17 protein-coding genes and 3 tRNA genes are annotated in these 22,174 nt (G+C 23.1%); 5 read left to right on the top strand and 15 right to left on the bottom strand.

What is annotated here, in order from left to right; translation table 11 throughout:
- Positions 1-81: 81 nt before the first annotated feature.
- The 4 genes from H0H78_RS00190 to H0H78_RS00175 are packed head-to-tail and all read right to left on the bottom strand — an operon-like array spanning position 82 to position 3,245.
- Positions 82-261 (bottom strand): Sec-independent protein translocase subunit TatA/TatB, encoded by a 180-nt coding sequence (locus tag H0H78_RS00190; protein WP_185851021.1) that lies wholly within the window; start codon positions 259-261, stop codon positions 82-84.
- Between the two features lie 60 nt (positions 262-321).
- Positions 322-1,356: a sugar phosphate nucleotidyltransferase gene (locus H0H78_RS00185; RefSeq protein WP_185851020.1), complete on the bottom strand. Its 1,035-nt coding sequence runs from the start codon at positions 1,354-1,356 to the stop codon at positions 322-324.
- A gap of 10 nt (positions 1,357-1,366) precedes the next feature.
- Positions 1,367-1,771, bottom strand: a complete 405-nt coding sequence (locus H0H78_RS00180; protein ID WP_238783759.1) for a dCTP deaminase/dUTPase family protein — start codon at positions 1,769-1,771, stop codon at positions 1,367-1,369.
- Positions 1,772-1,781: 10 nt separating this feature from the next.
- Positions 1,782-3,245 carry a lipopolysaccharide biosynthesis protein gene (locus H0H78_RS00175; RefSeq protein ID WP_185851019.1) on the bottom strand — a complete coding sequence of 488 codons (1,464 nt, stop codon included), beginning with the start codon at positions 3,243-3,245 and terminating at the stop codon, positions 1,782-1,784.
- Positions 3,246-3,333: 88 nt separating this feature from the next.
- On the opposite strand from H0H78_RS00175, the gene clpP reads away from it, so the two are divergent.
- A complete protein-coding gene (gene clpP / locus H0H78_RS00170; protein WP_185851243.1) occupies positions 3,334-4,038 on the top strand; it encodes an ATP-dependent Clp endopeptidase proteolytic subunit ClpP in 705 nt (234 codons plus the stop codon).
- A gap of 10 nt (positions 4,039-4,048) precedes the next feature.
- On the opposite strand, the gene H0H78_RS00165 is transcribed toward clpP, so the two are convergent.
- The 6 genes from H0H78_RS00165 to H0H78_RS00140 form a co-directional block, all read right to left on the bottom strand.
- Positions 4,049-4,122 (bottom strand) — tRNA-Arg (locus tag H0H78_RS00165).
- A gap of 7 nt (positions 4,123-4,129) precedes the next feature.
- Positions 4,130-4,204: transfer RNA gene (locus H0H78_RS00160), tRNA-Pro, on the bottom strand.
- Positions 4,205-4,248: 44 nt separating this feature from the next.
- Positions 4,249-4,336 (bottom strand) — tRNA-Ser (locus H0H78_RS00155).
- Between the two features lie 67 nt (positions 4,337-4,403).
- Positions 4,404-6,425, bottom strand: coding sequence for an HD family phosphohydrolase (locus H0H78_RS00150; protein ID WP_185851018.1), 2,022 nt, complete (start codon positions 6,423-6,425; stop codon positions 4,404-4,406).
- Positions 6,426-6,561: 136 nt separating this feature from the next.
- Entirely contained in the window at positions 6,562-7,092 is a 531-nt protein-coding gene (locus H0H78_RS00145) for an Lrp/AsnC family transcriptional regulator (protein WP_185851017.1), read from the bottom strand.
- 91 nt (positions 7,093-7,183) lie between these two features.
- Positions 7,184-11,266 (bottom strand): translocation/assembly module TamB domain-containing protein, encoded by a 4,083-nt coding sequence (locus H0H78_RS00140; protein ID WP_238783758.1) that lies wholly within the window; start codon positions 11,264-11,266, stop codon positions 7,184-7,186.
- Positions 11,267-11,451: 185 nt separating this feature from the next.
- Between H0H78_RS00140 and tsaD the strand changes: the two genes are divergently transcribed.
- Positions 11,452-12,483 (top strand): tRNA (adenosine(37)-N6)-threonylcarbamoyltransferase complex transferase subunit TsaD, encoded by a 1,032-nt coding sequence (gene tsaD, locus H0H78_RS00135; protein ID WP_185851016.1) that lies wholly within the window; start codon positions 11,452-11,454, stop codon positions 12,481-12,483.
- On the opposite strand, the gene gcvP is transcribed toward tsaD, so the two are convergent.
- Positions 12,484-15,387, bottom strand: coding sequence for an aminomethyl-transferring glycine dehydrogenase (gcvP, locus tag H0H78_RS00130; protein ID WP_185851015.1), 2,904 nt, complete (start codon positions 15,385-15,387; stop codon positions 12,484-12,486).
- Positions 15,388-15,487: 100 nt separating this feature from the next.
- On the opposite strand from gcvP, the gene mdh reads away from it, so the two are divergent.
- On the top strand, positions 15,488-16,417 hold the full coding sequence (mdh, locus tag H0H78_RS00125) for a malate dehydrogenase (RefSeq protein ID WP_185851014.1): 930 nt from the start codon (positions 15,488-15,490) through the stop codon (positions 16,415-16,417).
- 15 nt (positions 16,418-16,432) lie between these two features.
- Positions 16,433-16,972: an NAD(P)H-dependent oxidoreductase gene (locus H0H78_RS00120; protein ID WP_185851013.1), complete on the top strand. Its 540-nt coding sequence runs from the start codon at positions 16,433-16,435 to the stop codon at positions 16,970-16,972.
- A 3-nt stretch (positions 16,973-16,975) separates the two neighbouring features.
- Here H0H78_RS00120 and H0H78_RS00115 read toward each other — a convergent pair whose 3' ends face one another.
- Both H0H78_RS00115 and lptB read right to left on the bottom strand, forming a co-directional pair.
- Entirely contained in the window at positions 16,976-17,608 is a 633-nt protein-coding gene (locus H0H78_RS00115; RefSeq protein WP_185851012.1) for a thiamine diphosphokinase, read from the bottom strand.
- An 11-nt stretch (positions 17,609-17,619) separates the two neighbouring features.
- Positions 17,620-18,348, bottom strand: coding sequence for an LPS export ABC transporter ATP-binding protein (gene lptB / locus H0H78_RS00110; protein WP_185851011.1), 729 nt, complete (start codon positions 18,346-18,348; stop codon positions 17,620-17,622).
- A 77-nt stretch (positions 18,349-18,425) separates the two neighbouring features.
- Between lptB and H0H78_RS00105 the strand changes: the two genes are divergently transcribed.
- Positions 18,426-19,661 carry a peptidylprolyl isomerase gene (locus tag H0H78_RS00105; RefSeq protein ID WP_185851010.1) on the top strand — a complete coding sequence of 412 codons (1,236 nt, stop codon included), beginning with the start codon at positions 18,426-18,428 and terminating at the stop codon, positions 19,659-19,661.
- A gap of 15 nt (positions 19,662-19,676) precedes the next feature.
- Here H0H78_RS00105 and H0H78_RS00100 read toward each other — a convergent pair whose 3' ends face one another.
- Together H0H78_RS00100 and truA are read right to left on the bottom strand one after the other, a co-directional pair.
- Positions 19,677-21,413: an ABC transporter ATP-binding protein gene (locus H0H78_RS00100; protein ID WP_238783757.1), complete on the bottom strand. Its 1,737-nt coding sequence runs from the start codon at positions 21,411-21,413 to the stop codon at positions 19,677-19,679.
- Positions 21,394-22,155 (bottom strand): tRNA pseudouridine(38-40) synthase TruA, encoded by a 762-nt coding sequence (gene truA, locus H0H78_RS00095; protein ID WP_185851009.1) that lies wholly within the window; start codon positions 22,153-22,155, stop codon positions 21,394-21,396. Before truA ends, H0H78_RS00100 begins: the two co-directional genes overlap by 20 nt.
- Positions 22,156-22,174: the final 19 nt, after the last annotated feature.

Genomic DNA, 22,174 nt, shown 5'->3' with positions numbered 1-22,174 from the left:
AAAACATAATATTTTTTATTGTTGTCATTAATTAGTTAATAAATGCTAATCATTGACAGAAAAAAGAAAGAGAAAAAATTTTTATTCTTCTTCAGTATTATCCCCTTCAGAAGCTTTTTTAAACTCTTTCAATCCTGTACCCAACCCTTTCATTAATTCTGGTATTTTTTTACCCCCAAAAAGTAAAAGTGCAAGAATGACAATAACCACAATTTCTGTAGTTCCAAATGTTCCAAGTAGTATAGATAAAATAAATTTCATTGGACGGAAATTTTATCCAAATATAAAAAAAATTATGAATTCTTTATTTGAAAAGAAAATTTACAAAATTTCTTTTATCATAGAATAGTCTCCTAAATCTACTTCTTTTGATATTCCGATATAAGAAGTATAATTTCCGATTATAGAATTAGAAAAAGAAGCATGTCTAATTCTAGAATTATTTTGAATAATAGATCTATTTATATTACTATTTTCGATTTTTGAAAAGTTACCTATAGAAACATAAGGTCCTATTATGCTATTTTCTATGGTTGAATTTTTTCCTATATAACAAGGATGAATTATTAAACTGTTCTTTAGAACAGATTCTTTATGAATTAACTTGAATTTTTTATACTCTAAGGCTAATATTTTAGAATTAGAGGATACAATTTTTTTTTTATTACCAAAATCCATCCATTCATGGATTTCTTGACTAAAAAATTTAATTCCTTTTTTTCTCATATTTTCTAAAACAGAAGTTAACTGATATTCTTTTCCATTTTTCTTATTTTTATCTTCTTTTTTAAGAAAATAATATTGCAGTTCATTTTTTAAGATAGAAGCATCTTTAAAGTAGTAAAGACCAATAATTGCTAAATTAGATATATTGTTTTTTGGTTTTTCTATAAAATTAGTAATATAACCTGATAAGGAACATTGAACTATTCCAAATAAGTTGGGATCTTTTACTTTTTTAGTCCATATGATATTATCGAATTTTTTGTCTACACTGTTAAATTTTTTATGGTAAAATAAAGTATCTGAAAAGGAAATTATAATAGGACCTATTAATGAATTTTTAGCTTGTAATAAAGCATCTGCAGTCCCTAATGGTTTTTTTTGAAAATATACGATACTAGGAATTCCTATTTCATTAGAAATATTTCTTAATTTTTCTTCTATTTCTTTTTCCTTATAGGATATTATATATATAATTTCTTCTATTAAGAAATTTTCAAGAAAAAAAGATAAATTATCTATTAATCTTTTCAAGATCGATTTTCCAACAATGGATATTAACGGTTTAGGAGTATTTAAAGTATGTGGACGAAGACGTGTCCCCTCTCCAGCCATAGGAATTATAATTTTCATAAAAAATTTTTTATATACCAGTACTTCCGAAACTATTATCTCCTCTTACACTTTTATTTAGATATGAAGATTTTTTCCATTCTATTTCAAATTTTTTTCCAATTCTCATTACAGCAATTTTATCATGAGGTTTAATTTTTATTTCTTTTAAAGAAATATTTAATAAAACTATTTTAATCTCAAAAATATTTTGATTTTTTTTCATGATATTATTCACTTTTGAAAAATGAAGAATACAAAAATTTATAGGGTTAATTAACTTTTCAATCAAAAAGAAATTGTTTTCTCTAAGTTGTTTCAATTTTATATAGTACCCTGTTGGTATTAAAGATCTTCCGAAAGAAATTAGATTCATGGAATTTTTTATATTAGCTTTTAATATTATTACATTTTTTTTATTATCTATTTTATACAAAATATTTTTTTTAAATAAAATTATTGATTTCAAATAAAAATACAAGGATGATATACAATAATTGTAAAAATAAACTAACCTCTATTCTGCTTTCATAAAAAAATATGTAACTAACTAAAGTTACGGACAGTATTAGATGTAGAATAACACTCCATATTTTTCTATAAAATTTTAAAAAATTTTTCTTCCACCAAAAATATAAAACTATTACCATACTTCCATAAGATGTTAATGTTCCCCATGCAGGAATTAAAAAATTCCTATGAGGAATAAAAATGAATATAATATTGAAAAGTATAGTAACGAAAACTCCTATTAAGGAAATATAAGTTCCAATTATAGGTTTATCTATTATTTTATAAAAAATAGATAGATTTGTATATATTCCTAAAAACAAATTTCCCATCATTACTATTGGAATAATGGAAATAGCTGTATGATATTTTTTATCTATCAAAAAACCTACAAGAATCGAAATATTTCCACATATTAATACATAAAAAATCAATCCTAATATGATAAATAAATAAATTATTTCTTCATAATAGTATTTAGCGTCATAATCTTCGGATTTTTTAAAAAAAAAAGGTTCTATTCCTAGTCTAAAAGCACGTATGTATAAATTCATAAAAGATGCTATTTTATAACAAGCAGAATATGCTCCGTTTATTTCATCAGAAAGCCATCTTTTAATGAAAATTTTGTCTAAATTTTCATTAAAAGAAAAAGAGAGGGTTCCAAGCATTATTGGAATACCGTAATTTAACATTTTCTTCGCAAGAACTTTATTAAAATTTTTTATGTTTACTTTTTTTAAAAGAATAGGAGTAATTAAAATAAAACTTGAAAAAGAAGAAATCATATTTGCAAAAAATATAAAACCAGTTTTATCTGTTAAAGAATTCACAAATTCAAAAATAAAAGATAAAAATGAAGTTTTATTTTTTAGTAGATGAAAGGAAAACATATATCTAATAAAAAAAGATTGTAATAATATATTAATAACATTTATCATCGTAAATCTTAAAACTTTTTCGTGAGCACGAAGCCATGCCATTGGAAGAATACAAATTGTATCAAAAAATATGATTAAAAAAAACATAAAAAAATACTCTGGATGTTTTTTATATCCAGCAACAGAAACTAAATAGTTCACAGAATAAATGGAAAAAATTAGGAAAAGAGAAGTAATGATGAATTGAATGATAACTCCTGTTGAAAAAATAATCTCTTTATCTTCTTTTCTTTTAGATAAAAATCTGAAATATGTATTTTCTAATCCAAATGAAAGGAAACCTATTACTATAAAAGATAGAGAATACATGTCTGTATAAAGAGAAAATTCTTCCCTTCTTAGAGATTTAGTAAAAAATTTTAGGAACGCATAATTAATAATTTTTGGTAAAATAGTTCCTATAGAATACAATATAGTTTGAAGAGCTAGCTTTTTATATAAATTTAATTTGTTTTTCAAGATTAGAGAATTTTATAAATTATCCTTTTTAATCCTATAGAATAATGGAATTATGATTACATTTGAAAATTCGATTATTCTTTTCAATATGAATTATTTTAGGAAAAATTCAGAAGAATTTATAAAATATGCAACAAAAGATCAAAGAATCAATAGTTTACTTATTGATCAATATATTAGATTGATGACTCCTTATATTGTAGAAGAACGTAAATTAAATGTAGCACAAATGGATGTTTTTTCTAGATTGATGATGGACCGTGTTATCTTTTTAGGAACACCCATTGAGGATCAAGTAGCAAATATTGTACAAGCTCAATTGTTGTTTTTACAATCTGTAGATTCTTCAAAAGATATACAAATATATATTAATTCTCCAGGAGGAGATGTTCACGCTGGTTTAGGTATATATGATACTATGCAGATAGTTGAACCAGATGTAGCTACTATATGTACAGGAATGGCTGCTTCTATGGCCGCTGTTTTGCTTTGTGCTGGAGTTAAAAATAAAAGAGCTGGATTAAAACATTCTAGAATTATGATTCATCAGCCTATGGGTGGAACTCAAGGACAAGCATCTGATATTGAAATAACAGTTCGTGAAATTTTAAAATTAAAAAAAGAACTTTATGAAATTATTTCTATTCATTCAGGTTCTTCTATAGAAAAAATAGAAAAAGATTCTGATAGAGATTATTGGATGAATTCTGAAGAAGCAAAAGATTACGGAATGATAGATGAAGTATTAAAAGGAAAATTAACTAATAAAAATAAACTAAATAAAACATCTTAATTAAAAAAAATGATCACGACAGGATTCGAACCTGTAACCTACTGCTTAGAAGGCAGTAGCTCTATCCATTTGAGCTACGTGATCAAAATAATCGGGGTAACAGGATTTGAACCTGTGACCTCCTGGTCCCAAACCAGGCGCGATAACCGAACTACGCTATACCCCGCGTAATTATTCTATTTTTTATCTAGTTTTATTCTATTTATTAAGCGGAGAATGTGGGATTCGAACCCACGCGGTGTTTTTATTACACCGACAGTTTAGCAAACTGTTCCGTTAACCACTCCGGCAATTCTCCGAATATTTATTTTATAAATTTACAAATCTAAAGTAGATAGACATAATAAGCAAAATTAAATAAATTGTTATGAATTAGGATATACTATTCTAGTATGATAAATATTGATTAATTTCTTTTGAAGTACTTTTTTTATTTTTTCTATTTCTTTCATAGTGATATCCGCATTAGAGAATTGATTTTCTTTTTTTTGTTTATTAATAATGTCTTCTACTACATTTTTTAAATCATGATTAGATGGATTTTTTATGCTTTTAGAAGCTGCTTCAACGGAATCACAAATCATTACGATAGCAGTTTCTTTTGAAAATGGTTTTGGTCCGGAATATTGGAATTGTTTTTCGTTAATTTTCATATTTGGGTATTTTTTTTTTTGTTTTTCATAAAAAAAATGAAGAATACTATTTCCATGATGAGTACGGATAAAATCTGTAATAGTATCAGGTAAATGATATTTTTTTGCAAATTTTATTCCTATTGTAACATGTTTCAAAATAATATTAGCACTTTCTTTTGGACTTAATTTTTCATGAGGATTTATTATTGTATTCTGTTGATTTTCAATAAAAAAATGAGAATTTTCAATTTTACCGAGATCATGGTAAATTGCCCCTATTCTTGCTAATAAGGAATTAGCTCCTATAGAAAAAGCCGCTTCTTCTGCTATATTTGCTACAGTTAAAACATGTTGTAAAGTTCCAGGAGCTTTTTTGGATAATAATCTTAATACAGGAGTATTAATATTAGATAGTTCTAATAAAGAAATATCAGAAGTAAAATTAAATAATTTTTCAAAAAGAAATATTAAAGGATGAACAAATAAAGTCAATATTCCGCTAAAAAAAAATAAAGATAAAGTATCCTTAGTAATATTAAAAGTTCCTTCACGTATTAAACTGAGTGAACTGAAAGTTATTATATAAACAATAAATATTTTTATTACAGATAGAAACAAATTTTCTCTTTTATAAAGATTTTTTTTTGTTAAAAGAACTAAGAAACCTGTAACTATTTGGAGAAAGATAAATTCAAAACGATGTGGTGTGATTATAGACAATAATAAAATTGTTGTTAAATGGAAAATTAAGCTCAAATTTAGATTAAAAAAAGCACGAACACTTATAGGTAAAATACAAAAAGGTATTGAATATAATATTTTAGAATGAAATTTTAAAGTAAGAATAGTTATAAAGGATATTAATAATATATTAATTATTAAAAAATTTATTTTTTTAATATTTTTAAATATTTTATTTTGGAAATAAAAAATATATAAAAATAATATAAAAAAAATAGTGGATATTATTAAAAAATAACCTATAGTTGTCCCATATTCTTTTTTTTTATTCCATACTATAGATTCATATTTTTTTTTAAATAAGGATAAAACATGAAATTTATCTCTATCTATAATCTCATTTTTTTGTATAATTTTTTCTCCTTTTTTAATCAATCGTTTTATTTTAATAGTGGATTTTATTTTTTTAAATAAAATTTCTTCAGTGTAATTTTTGTTATAATAAAGATTTGGAACTATAATTTTTTTCAATGTTTTTCGTAAAAATTTACGATCGTATTTTATAGGAATTTCTTTTTTAATAAGATTGTTTACTTTATGTAAAGTATAAATTTTATTAGATGAAATAAATGTCCAATCTTTCTTATTTTTTTCTTTTCTATAAAAAATAGAAGTATTCTTTTTCAGAAAAAAATGATAATTTATGTATCCATATTTATATACTTTATTTATAATTTTATTGGCTTTTTTATAAAAAAGTTTATTTTTCCTTATAAAAGGAAATTTTTTTAGTTTTTTTTTTATATTTATAACAAAATTTTTATTTTTATCGAAATAGAAATCCTGATTATTTTTTAGTTTTGTAATTTCTAAGTAAATGTCTTGACTATTTTTTGAAATGATAAAATTAAATGGAGAAAAAAGGTCTTCGTATAACCAAAAATCTCCCTTGTAAAACTCATATTTAAAGATTTTTTTTTTTGGAAAGGAAAAAGTCAATAATAAGATTGCTATAATAATAATAATCTTATTTTTGATTTTTTTTGTGTAAAATTTTGATAATTTAATCATTATCTTTAAAAAAAATTGAGACCATGCAATTTTCCGTTAAGGATAATAAAAAATAAAAAAGAATAGAAAAAAGGATATTCCATATTAAATTAAAAACGAAATAAAGTAAAAGTAGAAGGATTACGTAGGTTTAAATTTAACTAAATTTTCTTCTATTTCTATTGTAGACTTCATTATGTTTTTGTAAAATGTTTGAAAGTAATCTATTTTCATTATTAATACTTTCTTCTAGACATATTGTAGATTCTGTTCTAAGAACTCCTTTTATATTTCCTATTTTAGAGATTACATCTCTAGCATCGGAAGGATCTTTTGCTATAATTCTACAAAAAAGATTATACTTACCAGAAGTAATATATAATTGTACAATATTTGGTATTTTTTTTAGTTCTTCTTTTACTAATTTTGATTCACGAGAATTAGATAAAATTCCAACAAAAGCTATTAAATGAAAACCTAATGGTTCGTATCCTATAATTAGAGTATTTCCTTTTATAATTCCAGCTTCTTCTAGTTTTCTAACTCTTACATGAACGGTTCCAACAGATAATGGTTTTATTTTTTTACTTATTTGTTTGCTAATTTCAGTATATGGAGTTCTAGCATTTATGCTAAGTTTCTTTATAATAGTATTATCTATTTCGTCTGTATTATATCTTAGGATCATTGTTATATATTTTTTTTAGTTTCAATTTTTAAAAAAACTAAGATACAAAACTTTCTTTTTAAGATGTACAAGCTTCTTTTTCAATGGTTTTTTATTTAGAAAATATGTTTTTTTTTTGTTTAAAAAAAAATTTTTTTATAAACTTTAATAAATCATCCAATGAAATAGAATAAGTTAAACGGCTTCCGTAAATTTGAGAAGAATCACTTAAAAAAGTCTTTTTTTTAGATGAAAAAAAATTATTTGGACGAGAAAAAAAAATAAGTTTTAAATTTTTATTTTCTATTGAATGAATATCCAAATTCAATTGAAAATCTATTAAACTAGAAATCCAATTTTTTTTCCATCCTTTATTATTTCCAAATAAATTGATATTATTTTTTATAAAAAGATGATCATTAATTTCATAATATATTGAAGAAAGTAAATTTTTTTCTTTTTGATTATTAAGAATTCCAAAATTTATATGAAAAGACGGATACAAATAATAGGAGATATAATCTCCTATTATTTTCAATAATATATTATAAGTATATAGATTTATAAAATCTTTTTTAGAAGAAAATTTTGTAAAAAATTTTCCTATGGTTAAAATAGAAAAAAATTGAATATTTTTTTCGTTTTTGTATGATCTTAATTTATAAGATAATTTATCTTGCAATTCTTCATTACTTTTTGGAAAAAAAATGTCTGTTTTCACATCTGGATTTTGTAAATCTCCATGAATATTTATTCTTAATTCTGTAAGAATCATTAAGTTATTGTTATTCATTAAATGATTTATATCATATAAATACTCCATAGCATTTGATACATACTTTATATCAAATGCTGTTAAATTTATATTAGAATAACTAAAATTATCGGTCCAAGTAATAAAACCTCCTGGTTTTATTTTAAATTTTTTTTCTATTTTAAAAATTGGAGTTTTTTTTTGATTAGAAAAATAATATAATCCATCTTTTATAAAATATTTTCCACTTGTTTTAAGTTTTTGATTAGGTACTTTTTTTAAAAAAATAAAACCATTTTTTCTTCCTCTTAATTCTATAAAGTTTCCTATTTTTTCATCTAATAAAATGGATATTTTTGTATTTTCATTTATATGTGTTTTTATGTCTATAAAAAATAAATTTTTATCATTTTCATTTTTTTTCTCTGAATCTATGATTTTTTGATTTTTTTCAACAATTTTTTTATCTTTTTTCAATCCTTCTGTATTAAAATATAAATGAGAAGAATTTAGAATATTACCTTTATCCATACATATATTGATATGATTTTCATTTTTAATAATTTTCATTTCTCCTTGAGAGAATATTTTTCCAAATAAAAAGACGTTTTGTTTCTTTTTTGTATTTAAAACAAGTAGTTTTTTGCTTTTTATTAACAAATGAAAGTTCCATTTTAAAAGATTTTTATGACAAAAAATTCCTTTTATATTTCCTTTTGTATGGTATTTTTTATCTATAAAAAAAGAATTTGATAATAAACAGTATTTACGAATAATTTTAAGATAAATAGGACTTATTATTTCATAATCTGTATTGATTGAGTTTAGTTTTATTCCAAACTTATCAACTTTTAAAGTTCCATAAAGATGTGGGTTATCTAACTTTCCATAAAGTTGTATTTTACCTGAAATAATACCTCTAGGTATACAATTTGTTTTTTCCCATAGAAAAGAAATATCACTAATATTTAATTTTATTATTTTTATATTCAAATTAATGTTAATAGTAGATTTCCTATTTATATATCCAGATATAAAGATAATTTTCGATGAATTTTTTTCTAAAATTCCATATAATTTGGAACTGTTTGGAAAAGAATGAATATAAAAATTTCCGATAATAGTCTTTTTTATTGATACTTTTTTGATTAAAATATTCACATAATTTGGAATGATGTTTCTGTTTTTATTTATTTCAAAAATAAAGGAACCATTTACTGAACCTTCAATTATAAAATTTTTTGCAAGAGTAATTTTTTTTAATTCTACATTTTTTAGAAAAAGATTAAATTTTCTATAATGTTTTTTATAAAAATTAGCGTTTATTATCAGTTTTTCTTTCTTTTCATTCGAAGAAAAAATTATATTTTCAAATATATATTTACGATTGATAAAATCTAATTTTATTTTACCTATATTTTTATCTATTTGATTAATAATGTTCCAATTATTTCCATTAATTTCCAATTTAGAATGAAGAGGAAATAAAACAATAAAATTGTTTTTCTTTTTTGAATGATCATTTTTTTTAAAAATGAAATTCAATTCTTCTTTTTTGAATTTATGAAAAAAGTTTAGATTAATCCACAAATAATTTTTTTTATTAAGAACTAAAGAATTTAGATTTTGAAATAAAACATTCTCAAAATTTATTCTTCTAATAAAGAATTCTACTTTATGATTGTTTATTTTTAAACGAATGGACTCAATTAGTGTTTCATTTAATTGTATTTTTTCTTTTACAAAAAAATTCATATTAAAAAAACTATTTTTATATAATCCTATTATCAATACATCTGATAAAATTTTTATTTTTTTATTTGGATGAAATAGTTTAAAAAAAGCTTTTTTAATAGAGAAATTAAAAAAAACGTATTCATTTTTTGAAATAGAAATAGGAAAATGTATTTTTGATTTTTTCTCATCTATAAAGGATAAAAAATTTTTTTTGAAAAAATATAGTAAATTATTCCATTTGAAATTTCCATAAATATTACCAATAATCATATTACATATTTTTTTATTTAAAACATTTATAGAAAAATTTTTAAATCCAGTAATATTATTTATTTTTCCATTGAAATTAATTTTCACCCCTGAATAAGGAAAAAAAAGAGAAATTAAAAAACGATTTATTTCATTTTTTTTGATCTTTTTTATATAATTCGTTTTATAAAAAATTCCTTTAAAATTAAAAACAAACAATTTTGATGAAAAATCAGGTATTTTCGATTGTATTAAAGAATAAAAAGTATCTTTTTTTCCTGAAAAAATAAAATTCTTTTTTGTAAAAAATTTTCCTCTATATTCTATAGACTTATTTTTATTATTAGAAATAATAAATGCTTCTAATTTAACTTTTGAAGTTTTATATTTTATATTTCCATTTATTTTTATCCACTTTTTTTTGACGGTTAAATTTCCATTATAAGAAAAAAAAGACTTTCTAAATGGAAAAAATTTTAGTATAGAATAAGACGGAAATATTTTTTGTATAACTTGAATACAAGTTTGAAACTTTACTCTAAAAAATTGTATTTTTTTCCATTTTTTTTTGGTATCATAAAAAATATCAATTTTTTCTGCTAATACTTTTTTAAAAAAAGAATTTTTTATTCCAATTTTAGAAAGAGAAATTTTTTCATTCAATTTCCCATTGATGAAACCATGAACTAAAAAATAATTGGGTCTATCACTATGATTAGTTTTTTTTTTCCAAAAAAAACTAATCATATCTTCACCTAGTTTGGATCCTTTAAAAATTTCCCCACATATATTCATATTTTTCTTTTCTAAAAAAGAACCATTTTCGGAATTATAAAATATTACTTTTCCACTTAAAAAACTGTTAGACGTTTTTATAAAAAAATTATGAAATTTTAATTTTGAAGGTGAAAATATAAAATGACAAAAAAAATTTTTTATGTGAAAAAAATTTTTTTTTATTCTTTTATTTGGTTTAAAAGAAGAAATAGAAGCTTCTATTTCTTTTTTTCTGTTTCTGTCAATTCTAATATTTTTTACAAAAGTTGAAAAGGAATATGAATAAATTTTTTTAGAAGAGAAATTTTTATATGTAAAAAAGGCGTTTTTTATTTCTATATTAGAACAATTAATTGTCTTTACGTATTTTTCTCTTAATTTCTTTTTTTGAAAAAAAAAATTCCTTAGAAAGAAAAATAAATTGTTTTCTTTTTCATTTAAATATTTTCTTATAAAAATTATTGGATTCTTAATCAGAATATTGTTTATATCTATAGATTTAGAACTTTGAAAAAAAAATTTCAGAAAACTTTTAATAGAAATTTTACACTTAGGAATATAAATTAAGGAGGAACTATGATGATCCATTATTTTAACATCATAAAAAATAAACTCCTTTTTTAGGATGTTGATATCAATAGTTTTTACAATGATTGTATCATCGATAGATTTAACCATTTTTTTCGTAAAAAAAATGGTTATTTTTTCTTGTATTTTCTTTCTATAAAAGAAACTAACAGTGCTAATTAGTCCTAAAAAGGAAATAATAATACAAAATATATATATCTTCTTCTTATTATGAAGAAAAAATTTATGTAAAAAATCATTCTTCATTTTTTTTTAAAGATATTGTTATTTTTTTTATGGAAAAAAAACTTATTATTATTGGAATAGAAACATCATGTGATGATACTGCTGTTTCTCTCATTAGGAATAGAAAAGTTTTATCCAATGTCATCATTCATCAAAATATTCATAAAAAATATGGAGGGGTAGTCCCAGAATTAGCTTCTAGATTACATGAAAAACACTTAATATTAGCTGTTAATAAAGCTATATCAAATGCAAAGATAAATAAAGAAGAAATAGATGCAGTTTCTTTTACTTTAGGTCCAGGGTTAATAGGTCCTTTATTAGTAGGTTCTTCTTTTTCAAAATCTTTTTCTATGGGTTTAAACATTCCTTTGTTAACGGTCAATCATATACAAGGGCATATTCTCTCTCATTTTATACAAAATTCTAATATGAATAATTATTTTCCAAAATTTCCTTTCTTATCTTTAATTATAAGTGGAGGACATACTCTAATAGTAAAAATTAGTGATTTTTTTAAAATGAAAATATTAGGATCAACTTTAGATGATTCTGTAGGAGAGACTATTGATAAAGTAGCGAGAGTTCTCGGCCTTTCTTATCCTGGAGGACCTCTATTAGAATATTTTTCGATAAATGGATCCTCTGAAAAGTTTCAATTTTCTAAACCAACTGTAAAAGGTTTGTCATTTAGTTTCAGTGGATTAAAAAGTCAAATTATATATTTTATAGAAGAAAAAATGAAAAAAGATCCCTTGTTTATAAAAAAAAATTTATCTGATTTATGTGCTTCTATACAAAAAATTATAGCGGAAATACTTATAGATAAAATTAAAAAAGCAGCTATTCAAACAGGTATTTTTAGAATTACTTTAGCAGGAGGAGTATCTGCTAATAATGAAATTAGAAAAAGCTTCCTCCTTTTTGCAAAAAAAAATAAAGAATGGGAAATATTTATTCCAAATAAAGAGTATACGACAGATAATGGAGCAATGATAGCCATTACTGGTTTATTAAAATATAAAAAAAATATATTTGATTCTATTCATGTTACTCCATATTCTAAATTTTCTAAATTTTAATTAAGTACATACACAAATTAAATTTCTATCTCCGTAAGCTTCTTCTATTCTATTAATAGAAGGCCAAAATTTTCTTTCTTTTACCCATTTTAATGGATATGCGGCTTTTTCTCTAGTATATGGGTAATCCCAATTATTACCTGTTAATAAATCTAAACTATGTGGGGCATTTTTTAAAACGTTTTCTTTTTTAGAATAGATTCCTCTTTCTATTTCATAAATCTCATTACGAATGTTAATGAAAACATCAATCAAACGATCTATTTCTTCTTTTGATTCACTTTCCGTTGGTTCTATCATCATACATCCTTCTACTGGAAAAGATATAGTAGGAGCATGATATCCATAATCCATCATTCTTTTTGCAATATCTATTACTTCTATTCCAATAGATTTGAACATTCTACAGTCTATAATAAGTTCATGAGCTACTTTATTGTTTTTTCCTACATATAATATTTCATAATCATTTTTTAATTTTTCTTTCATATAATTAGCATTTAATAGAGAAACTTCTGTACATTTTTTCAAACCATCTGGACCTAACATACGAATATAAGCATAAGAGATTGTTAGAATAAGAGATGATCCATATGGGGAAGAGGATATTGTTAGTTTATTTTTAACTTTTTTTTGATGATAGGATAATGGATGAATTGGAAGAAAGGGTTTTAAATGAGGAGCCACACATATAGGCCCCATTCCTGGACCTCCTCCTCCATGAGGAATAGCAAAGGTTTTATGCAAATTTAAATGACATATATCGAACCCTAAATGAGCCGGTTTTATTAAGCCCACTTGTGCATTCATATTTGCTCCATCCATATAGACTTGTCCTCCGTTATTATGAATAATATTTATGACATCTTTTATATTATGATCTTCGTAAATACCATTAGTAGAAGGGAAAGTCATCATTAGTACAGATATAAAACTTTTGTATTCTTTCACTTTTTTTAACAAATCATTTTCATCAATTGAACCATTTTCTTTAGTTTTAATTATAACAACTTTCATTCCTGCCATAATCGCTGATGCAGGATTTGTCCCATGAGAAGAAGAAGGAATTAGTGCTATATTTCTTTTTTTTTCTTTTAAAAATTGATGATAAGTTTTTATTACCATAAGTCCAGCATATTCTCCTTGTGCTCCTGAATTAGGTTGAAAAGATATTCCTGAGAATCCAGTTATTTCCTTTAAATATTCTTCTAATTTTTTAATAACTAAATCATATCCTTTAGCTTGATCTTTTGGAGAAAAAGGATGAATATTTCTCCATTCAGGCTGGCTAAGAGAAAGCAATTCAGAAGAAGCATTTAATTTCATAGTACATGAACCTAATGGAATCATGGAATGAGTTAAAGAAAGGTCCTTTTTTTCTAATCTTTTTATATAACGCATCAATTCATTTTCTGAATGAAACTTATGAAAAACAGGATGTTCTAAGTAATTAGATTTTCTGATTATAAAATTAGGAATTCTGTGTTTTTCGTTGATCTTAGTCAAAAGAAAAAATTTATCAAATTTTTTTCTATTTAAACCATTTACATCATGAAAAATAGATACTATGTGATGTATATCTTTTTCAGTAGAAGTTTCATCTAAAGTAATTGTTAAATGGTTATTATCTATATATCTAAAATTAGTTTTTTTACGTTTTGATATTTTTTTTAGTTTTTCTAAAGAAAAATTATCTTCCTTTTTTTTTATTCTTATAGTATCAAAATAAGAAATATTAATTTGATCAATACCACCAATGTTATTCAATAATACATGTTCTAATTTTTTTGTATGATAGTGAATATTTTCGGCTATAAATTTTAAACCCATTGGACCATGATATAAAGCGTACATGGAAGCCATTATAGCTGGTAAAACTTGAGATGTGCAAATATTAGAAGTAGCTCTTTCTCTTTTTATATGTTGTTCTCTTGTTTGCAATGCCATACGAAAACATTTCTTATTTTTTTTATCTATTGATTCTCCAATAATTCTTCCTGGAAGTAGACGTTTAAATTTTTCGTTAGTAGATAAAAAAGCAGCATAAGGTCCTCCATATCCCATAGGTATACCAAAAGATTGAGTGGACCCTACAACAATATCTGCATCCCATTCTCCAGGAGGAGTTAATAAGGTTAAAGAGAGTATATCAGTTGTTACAATAACGGATATATTTTTTTTCTTTACTTTTTGAACTAATTCTCTATAATCATAAATTTCACCTAAAGAAGTAGGATATGAAAGAAAAATTCCAAATATATTTTCTTTATAATAATATTTAAAATTATTATGACTATCTTTTATTATATTAATTCCCATACCATAACATCTCGTTTGCAAAACAGAAAATGTTTGTGGAAATATTTCATCAGAAACAAAAAAACAAGGTTTTTTTTGTTTCTTCTTATTATTAATTTTTATATTTTTTTTATAAGCCATTAGCATAGCATCAGCTGCAGCTGATGCTTCATCTAACATGGAGGCATTGCTAATTTTCATTCCAGTAAGATCAGATATCATAGTTTGAAAATTCATTAGAGCTTCCAAACGTCCTTGAGATATTTCTGATTGATAAGGAGTATAAGAAGTATACCAATTTGGATTTTCCAAAATATTTCTTTGAATGACTGCTGGGGTGATACTGTTTTTATAACCTAATCCTATATAGGAACGAAAAATTTTATTTTTTTTTCCAGTTTTAAAAATATGATTGATATATTTATGTTCTTCGATAGAATTTGGGATATTCAATTTTTTTTTAAAAAGTATTCCTTCTGGAATGATTTTTTTTATCAAATCATTCATTGAATTACATTTTAAAACCATTAGCATTTGATTGATATCATTTTCAGATGGACCTATATGCCTGAGACAGAAGTTTTTTCTAATAAAATCTTCGTTCATAAAAATAGAAATTGTATTTTCATTTAAATTAGAAAAACAAAGTTATAGAATTATTTAATCCTTTGAAAAATTCATACATTTATAAAAAAGAAAAAAAACAATGAAGATTACTATTATTGGAGCAGGAAATGTAGGAACGTCATGTGCTAGTCTTTTAGCACAAAAAGATATAGTTAATGAAATTATTTTAATAGATACAAAGGAAAAGTTATCGGAAGGAAAAAGTTTAGATATATCTCAAATGTCTTCCATTATTAGATCAAATACAAGAATTTTTGGTGTTACTAATGATTATTCTAAATCAAAAAATTCTGAAATCATTATTATTACTTCTGGAATTCCTAGGAAAAAAGGAATGAGCCGTGATGATTTAGCTAATATAAACGCAAAAATTATTAGTTCTGTAACTAAAAAATCTATTTTTTTTTCTCCAAATGCAAAACTTATTATTGTATCTAATCCATTAGATGTTATGACATATATAAGTTATCTTACAGCGAAGATTGATTCTTCTCGTGTTATGGGTATGGGAGGAATATTAGATACTGCTAGATATCGTTTTTTTTTATCAAAAAAACTAGATTGTTCTCCTCTTGATATACATACTTTACTATTAGGTGGACATGGAGATACTATGGTCCCTTTATATAGATATACGTCTATCTCAGGTATTCCACTTATGGAATTTCTCTCAGAAGAAGAAAATAATGTACTTATTGAAAAAACAAAAAAAGGTGGAGAAGAAATAGTAAATTTGCTAGGGACATCAGCATGGATTTCTCCTAGTGCATCTGTTATTCAAATGGTAGAAGCTATAATAAAAAATTCGAAAAGAATTTTTCCATGTTCTGTATTTTTACAAGGAGAGTATAAATTAAAAAATATTTATTTGGGAGTCCCAGTTGTATTAGGTAAATATGGTATAGAGAAAATCATAGAAATTAAATTAAATAAAAAAGAAAAAATTTTATTAAATAAGTCTTTTCTTCATGTAAAAAATATGATTCAAAAATTAGATTTGAATTTCTAACTTTTTTTTTGATTTATGGAAAATAAAGTTTTGTTTTTAGTAGCTCATCCAAATATAGAAGAATCTACTTTAAATAGAATAATCGTGCAGAATCTTTCCAAAAAATGTCATGAAAATATTTTCATACGAAATCTATATAATCTTTATCCAGATTTTAAAGTGAATATAGAAGAGGAAGTAAAAATTATTTTTAATGTAAAATTTATTGTTTTTCAGTTTCCATTTTATTGGTATAGTTATCCATCACTTCTAAAAGAATGGAAAGATAAAGTTTTTACAAACTTATATGAAAAGAAAACTTTATCTGGAAAACATTTGTTGGTATCTATTACAACCGGTGCAGATAAAAAATCTTTTCATGCTGGAGAAAAAAATAATTTCACTATAGATGAATTTCTAAGACCAATTCAACAAACTGCATTTGTATGTAATATGATTTATCATGGATATGTTCATTTTTCAATGAATATGTTAAAAGAAATGAATAATTTTTGTGTCTTAGAAAGACATACAGATGAAATTCTTTCCAGAATAAACTTTTTTTTGAAAAAATAGAATTTATTTTTCTATAAATATTAATAATTCTCCTCTTTGATAACTTATTTCTATTTTATTTTTACAGGCTTCATTTCTTATTCCTATATGTTCTCCTATTTTTAATAAACCATTAGAAATAGGATACTTTAAACCACGAGTAAATATTCCCTCTACTTCGGGAAAAGGAAAAAGAGATATTTTCTTATTTTTTTTCTGATAAAAAAAATTTTTTTTATCAGAAAAAAAATAAGAATGATAGTCATCATGAAAAATTATGGATAATTTCTTTTTATATTTTAATGCAGTAGACAAATTTCCTAAAAAATGATCCTGTTCTTTTCCACTACCACCCCAAACATTGATATTAAAAAAACCTTTTTTGTATATTATATTTAAAGCTTTTTCAAAATCTGTCTGATTTTGATTTTTTTTTTCTAAAACATTATTTCCAAAAGAAGGAAGATTTTTCTTCGGAAAAGAATCAAAATCTCCAATAAAAAAATCAACCTTTACCCCAATTTTTTTTATATAATGAAATGCTCCATCCACAGAAAATATTTTTTTATAATAGTGTTTTTTCTTGCAATAAATTTTAGGTGGGGTTCCATTTAGGAACAATGCGACTACCTCTTTTTCTAAAAAACGATGATTCATGTTTTTCTAACTTAACTATGATTTTTAAAATAATTTCCCAAATAAACTTCTCTGACTATAGGATCATTTTTTAATTCTTTAGATGATCCAAATTTTAAAATTTCACCTTCAAATATTAAGTAAATACGGTCTGTTATCGTAAAAGTTTCTTGAACATTATGATCTGTAATTAATATTCCTATATTCTTTTTTTTTAAAGAAAAAAGAATCTTTTTTAGCTCCTCTATAGATATAGGATCGATACCGGAAAAAGGTTCATCCAAAAGAATAAATGAAGGATCTAAAGCTAAACATCTAGCGATTTCAGTACGTTTTCTTTCACCTCCAGATAGTAAATTTCCACGTCTTTTTCGTATATTTTTTAATCTAAATTCTTCAAGAAGTTTTTTTGTTTTTATTCTTATTTGTTCTTTAGAACAATTTTTTTTCATTTCTAATATGCATAAAATATTATCTTCTACAGATAGTTTTCTAAAAATAGAGGATTCTTGTGATAAATACCCAATTCCTATCCTAGAACGTTTATACATAGGATATTTTGTTATGTCTTTCTCATAAAGAAATATTTTACCTTTATCTGGTCTAGTAATACCAACTATCATATCAAAAGAAGTTGTTTTTCCAGCTCCATTTGGTCCTAATAATCCAACTATTTCTCCACGATTTAAATAAAAAGAAACTTCTTTTACTATAATTTTTTCTTTATATTTTTTAGATAATTTTTTAGCTATTAAAACCATAAATAATTTCGTTTGTTAATAAATTTTTTTTTCACTTAAATTGCAATTATTATCTAAAAATAAAATTTTACTATAAAATGGAAAAGAAGTTTTTGTTTATTTTAATAATTATTTCTTATTTATTTCGTTTTTCCTTTGCTTTAGATACTTTGGATAAAGTAGATGGGATATCTGCTATTGTAGGAGATGAAATAATATTGGATTCAGAAGTGAAACGTTATTTATCTAATAATAAATCTAAAACATATTGTAAAGTTTTAGAATATTTAATCAATCAAAAATTGATACTTTATTATATGAAAAAAAATCCAATGATACAAAAAATAACAGATCAGGAAATACAATCAAAAATAGAGAATAATATTCCTAAAATTGGAAATGGATTAGGAAATGATGATATAGAAAAACTAACAGAAAATATTAGAAATGATCAATATATAGAACTTTTCTATCAAAATATGGAAAATGAGACAGAAATTTCTCCTGGAGAGATAAAATCTTTTTTACAGAAAGAAAAACTTCCTGTCATACCTAATAAAGTATGTATTTCTTACATGATGATATCTCCAATTTATAGTGATAAAAATAGAAATAAAATTATAGATTTCTTAAAAAGAATTAAGAAAGAAATTCATTCTGATAATGATTTTTCTATGAAAGCTATTTTATTCTCTGAAGATTATTCATCTTCATTAAATGGAGGTTTAATTACTGGACTAAATAAAGAAAATATATCAAAAGAGTTCGAATATGTAATCTCTTCATTAAAAGAAAAACAGATATCTGAACCTTTTGAAACAGACTTAGGTTTTCATTTAATAATGTTAGAAAAAGATAGAGAAAAAAAAGTAGATATAAGACATATTTTAATTCAACCTAAATATACGAATGATGATTTAATACATACTAAATCAATTATATATAAGATGAAAAATATTTTATATAAAAACCAAAAATTATCTTTTAAAGATATATTGAATAATTATACTAGTCAAGAAAGAAAAAAATTTTTTGTTTTTGAAAAAATATGGTTAGAAGAAAATAATATTTCTGAAAATATGAAAAAAGAATTAAAGAAATTAAAAATAGGAGAAGTATCAGAACCTTATAAAGAAATTTATAATGGAAAAGAAAAATTTTTTATTTTTAAATTATTAGAAAAAAAATATTCTCATACAATTTCATTGAAAGAAGACTATATAGAATTAAAAAATTTTTTAAACAAAAAAAAAATGGATAAGAAAATAAAAAATTGGATCCAAAAAAAATTAAAAAATACTTATATAAAGGTAGATAAAAGTTTATGTACTTAAACACTAAGTTTATTTTTATTTATATAAATCGGCATAATATCCTTTTATTTTAATTAAATGTTTATGAGTTCCTTCTTCTACAAGAAATCCATTATTGATAACCATAATTTTATCTGCATTTTTCAATGTAGAAAGACGATGTGTAATGATGATAGAAGTTTTGTTTTTAGTTAAATAATTTGTAGCATGATAAATTAATTCTTCCAATTCTTGATTTAAAGAAGCCGTAGCTTCATCTAAAATTAATACAGAATAAGGATGCATTTGTGCTCTTAAAAAAGAGATAAGCTGTTTTTCTCCAAGTGATAAAACACCACCTCTTTCTTGAACTATATGTTCATAACCACTAGGTAGTGATTTAATAAATCTATGTATTCCTATTTTTCTTGCCATTTCTTCTATCTTTTCTTTTTTGATAGAAAAATCACCTAAAGTAATATTGTTTATAATAGAATCATTAAATAAAAAAGGATCCTGCGTGACTACTCTTATATGAGATCTTAAACTTTTTAATTCTATCCTTTGAATAAGATGTCCGTCAATAAATATTTTTCCTTTTTTTATATCATATAATCTAGAAATTAGATGTGTTATGCTAGATTTTCCAGAACCAGTTGACCCTACTATAGCTATTTTTTCCATTGGTTTAATTTCAAATGAAATTCCGTTTAACACATTTTCTCTTTTCTTGTAGGAAAAAAATACATTTTTAAATACTATATGTCCTTTTAATTTTCTTATTTTTATTTTTCCTTTATTAACAATATTTTTATCAGAATTCAATATAGAAAAAATACGTTCTATTCCTGCTATCCCCCTTTGGATAATATTAAATCTATCTGCCATTTGTCGCATAGGACGGAAAAGAAGATAAATAAAAAAAATAAAAGCAATAATTTGTCCAGGTTTTACCTTATTTATTAAGTATACATTAGAATAAAAACCTCCGTAAAATATAACAAGACTGATTGTTATTGCGGAAATGAATTCAACTATAGGAAAGAAAATAGAAAAATAAAATATTGTCTTAAAATGAGCATTCATTAATTTATAATTAATAGTTTTAAACTTTAAAAGTTCTTCTTTTTCTTTATGAAAAAGTTGTATAATAGACATTCCTATAATATTTTCTTGTAAAAAACTATTTAGTAGAGAAGTATATGTACGTTCTTCATGAAAAGTTTTTTTTAGTGTTTTTTGAAAAAAACGAGTAATAACATACATAAGAGGTATAGTTAAAAAAACAATAAGAGATAATTTTTTATGTACAGTATACATCATAATGATAATCATCATAATTCTTAAACAATCACCAGATACAAGTAGTATCCCATCATTAAAAATTACGGTAATAGTTTCTATATCAGAAACGGAATAAGAAACAAGTTTTCCTATAGGTGTTTGATTAAAAAAAGAATTGTTAAAATGTAATAATTTTTGAAATAGTTTAATTCTAACTTCTTTGATTACATTTTGTGCTAAAATATTAGATAAATATAGTAAAATGAAATGGAATACACTTTCTAAGAAAAGAAGTAATACAATCCATATTAAAATATTTTTTAGTCCAAAAAAATCCTTATAAACTATATGTAAATCTATAGCTTTTTGTATTAATTTAGGACGGTAAGCAGATATAAAAGAAATTAATATAGAAAAAAAAATTGTAGATATAAGGATGAATTTATATTTTAAACTAATTTTTAATAACTTCTTTAAAGAAGATCTTTCCTTATTTTTTTTCACTATCATAAAATATATCTTCTGGATAAATAATTTTCGTAAGAAATAAACCGTATGGAGGAGCTATCTGACTATTACGATAAATAGGATTTTCTAATTCTAAAATTTTTATAAATTCATTGATACTTATTTTAGATCGTCCTATATCTACCAAAGTCCCAATAATTGATCTAACCATATTTCTTAAAAATCTATTAGCTTGAATGGTAAAACAGAAATGAGTTTTATATTTTGACCAATGAGCATAATATATTTCACATATATTATCACTTTTTCTATCTTTTCTTTTTTTACAAAAAGAACTAAAATTTTTATATCTCATTAAAATTTTAGAGGCTTTATTCATTCGTATAAAATCTAATGGATAGATATAATACCAAGAAAAATCTTGTATAAATGGATTTTTTTCACTTATTAAATAGTATTTATAAGTTCTACTTAAAGCGTGAAATCTAGCATGAGCATATTTTTTAACTGGAAAAATATTGATAACATGGATTGATTTAGGTAAAAAAATATTTAACCTTTTAGTTAAATTACTATCTAATTTTTCTTCAAAGTCAAAATGAGCAAACATTTGTCGAGCATGAACACCTTTGTCCGTTCTTCCAGCTCCTATTATGTTAATAGATGTACTTAATAATTTAGATAAACAATATTCTAATTTTTCTTCTACAGATTTTACCTTTTTCTGTATTTGCCATCCATGGTAATATTTACCATTATAAGATAATTCAATAAAAAATCTCAATGGATATCATTTTACTATT

The sequence above is a fragment of the Blattabacterium cuenoti genome, assembly GCF_014251235.1.
Classification (GTDB): Bacteria; Bacteroidota; Bacteroidia; order Flavobacteriales; family Blattabacteriaceae; genus Blattabacterium; species Blattabacterium cuenoti_AF.
Note: the sequence above shows the minus strand (reverse complement) of the source record. Positions and strands in the feature narration are given on the sequence as shown.

Bases quoted from the DNA above. Each gene is read 5' to 3' on its own strand.
- clpP (WP_185851243.1), top strand. From the start codon at position 3,334: ATGAATTATTTTAGGAAAAATTCAGAAGAATTTATAAAATATGCAACA.
- gcvP (WP_185851015.1), bottom strand. From the start codon at position 15,387: ATGAACGAAGATTTTATTAGAAAAAACTTCTGTCTCAGGCATATAGGT.
- H0H78_RS00100 (WP_238783757.1), bottom strand. From the start codon at position 21,413: ATGATAGTGAAAAAAAATAAGGAAAGATCTTCTTTAAAGAAGTTATTA.
- H0H78_RS00105 (WP_185851010.1), top strand. From the start codon at position 18,426: ATGGAAAAGAAGTTTTTGTTTATTTTAATAATTATTTCTTATTTATTT.
- H0H78_RS00190 (WP_185851021.1), bottom strand. From the start codon at position 261: ATGAAATTTATTTTATCTATACTACTTGGAACATTTGGAACTACAGAA.
- H0H78_RS00120 (WP_185851013.1), top strand. From the start codon at position 16,433: ATGGAAAATAAAGTTTTGTTTTTAGTAGCTCATCCAAATATAGAAGAA.
- mdh (WP_185851014.1), top strand. From the start codon at position 15,488: ATGAAGATTACTATTATTGGAGCAGGAAATGTAGGAACGTCATGTGCT.
- H0H78_RS00140 (WP_238783758.1), bottom strand. From the start codon at position 11,266: ATGGTTAAATCTATCGATGATACAATCATTGTAAAAACTATTGATATC.
- H0H78_RS00145 (WP_185851017.1), bottom strand. From the start codon at position 7,092: ATGATCCTAAGATATAATACAGACGAAATAGATAATACTATTATAAAG.
- H0H78_RS00185 (WP_185851020.1), bottom strand. From the start codon at position 1,356: ATGAAAATTATAATTCCTATGGCTGGAGAGGGGACACGTCTTCGTCCA.
- tsaD (WP_185851016.1), top strand. From the start codon at position 11,452: ATGGAAAAAAAACTTATTATTATTGGAATAGAAACATCATGTGATGAT.
- H0H78_RS00115 (WP_185851012.1), bottom strand. From the start codon at position 17,608: ATGAATCATCGTTTTTTAGAAAAAGAGGTAGTCGCATTGTTCCTAAAT.
- H0H78_RS00150 (WP_185851018.1), bottom strand. From the start codon at position 6,425: ATGATTAAATTATCAAAATTTTACACAAAAAAAATCAAAAATAAGATT.
- lptB (WP_185851011.1), bottom strand. From the start codon at position 18,348: ATGGTTTTAATAGCTAAAAAATTATCTAAAAAATATAAAGAAAAAATT.